Consider the following 1,544-nt stretch of genomic DNA (forward strand, 5'->3'; position numbering starts at 1 on the left):
GGTTCGTCCTCGTACTCGCCGCGGTAGGCTCCCCAGAGGTCGCCTTTCGAAACAGGCCCCTCGGGGAAGACGTGACAGGTCGCGCTCGCGCCGCGGATCATGTCCACCGCATGCACGGTAAAGGACACGTCGATGCCGAGGAACTGCTGGATCTCGGCCTCGTGGCGGTGTCCCGTCGGCGCGTACGGACGGACGACGCCCGAGCGCTCGGGGTGGCTGGAGGCCTCGCCGCCGCCGGCTCCGCCCTCGCTTGATCCGACCTTCACGTCGACGACGATCTGCTCGTCACCGGAGAGGATGTCGGCCTCGAACAGCGGGAGTAGGCCCAGGATTGTCGCCGTGGCGTTACAGCCGCCGGAGGCGATGAGGTCCGCGCCTTCGAGGTTGTCGCGGTTGAGTTCCGGCAGCGCGTACTCGCTCTGTTCGAGGAGTTTCGGGCGTGTGTGCCCGTCGTACCACTCGTCGTACTGGGCCTCGCTCTCGAGGCGGAAGTCCGCCGAGAGGTCGACGACTGTGCCGGCGGCCTCCTGAAACGCGTCTATCTGCTCCATCGAGACGCCGTGGGGCGTCGCAGCGAACAGCACGTCGACCGACTCCAGGTCTTCCGGCGAACTAAAGCGTAGGTCCGAGTGCCGAAGGTTCGGGTGCGAGTGCCCGATAGTCTTGTTCTCCTTCGAGCGGCTGGTCGCCTGTGCCAGTTCGAACTCGGGATGGCCGTCAAGCAGGCGAAGCAGTTCCCCGCCGGTGAAGCCGGAGCCGCCGACGACGCTTGCCGTGTACGTCATGCTGTCACCTCGGCGTCGGTCTCGGTCGCCGCCTTCTGTTCGAGCCAGTCGACAACCTTCGCGGGTACGTCCACGTCGGTGACCTCGTTCAAGGCCTTGAATTCGACAGTGTGGTTGACCTCGTGGACCGTGTAGTCCTCGAACTCACGCGCTCGCGGCTCGCCTTGCTCACGGCTGTCGCCGTTCGCATTCGAGGCGCGTTGCGCCTCGCTCTCGCCGCTCGCGTCTTGGGTGTCGCTTTGGGACACCCCCACCTCCATCAGGTCGATACCGAGCAGCCCGCCCCCGACCGCGTCGGAAGCCTTCTCGACTAGTTCCAGTGCGCGGTCGTCGAGTTCGAACTCGTTGGTCTCAGCGCCCTTGGCAGCGTTGGTGAGCCAGTGGTCCGAGGAGCGGACCATCGCCGCGATGGGCTCGCCGTCGACAGCCAGCACGCGCATGTCGCGGCCGGGCTTTTCCACGAACTCCTGTACGTAGAAGATCTTGTGCTCGTAGTGGCCAAGTGTCTCCTTGTGTTCGAGGATAGCCTCGGCGGCCGAGCGGGAGTCGATCTTCGCCATCAGGCGACCCCACGAGCCGACAACGGGTTTGAGGACGCAGGGGTAGCCGAACTTCTCGATGGATTCCAGCGCGGCGTCCTTCGTGAACGCCACGTCGGTGTTGGGCGTCGGCACGCCCGCGGCCTCTAACGCGAGGCTGTTGTTGACCTTGTCCGCACAGGTGTCGGCGACCTCGGGACCGTTGACGACCGGCACGCCG

The 1,544-nt window shown here is 65.9% G+C and carries 2 protein-coding genes; both read right to left on the reverse strand.

Annotated elements, in window-relative coordinates; translation table 11 throughout:
* A partial coding sequence (gene argC, locus G9463_RS15485; RefSeq protein WP_165897202.1) for an N-acetyl-gamma-glutamyl-phosphate reductase occupies positions 1 to 785 on the reverse strand: 785 nt, incomplete at its 3' end.
* The coding region (locus G9463_RS15490) for a RimK family alpha-L-glutamate ligase (RefSeq protein WP_165897217.1) at positions 782 to 1,544 on the reverse strand (763 nt) is incomplete at its 5' end. The genes G9463_RS15490 and argC, both read right to left, overlap by 4 nt.

It is taken from the genome of Haloarcula sp. JP-Z28 (assembly GCF_011440255.1).
In the GTDB taxonomy this organism is placed as follows: Archaea; Halobacteriota; Halobacteria; order Halobacteriales; family Haloarculaceae; genus Haloarcula; species Haloarcula marismortui.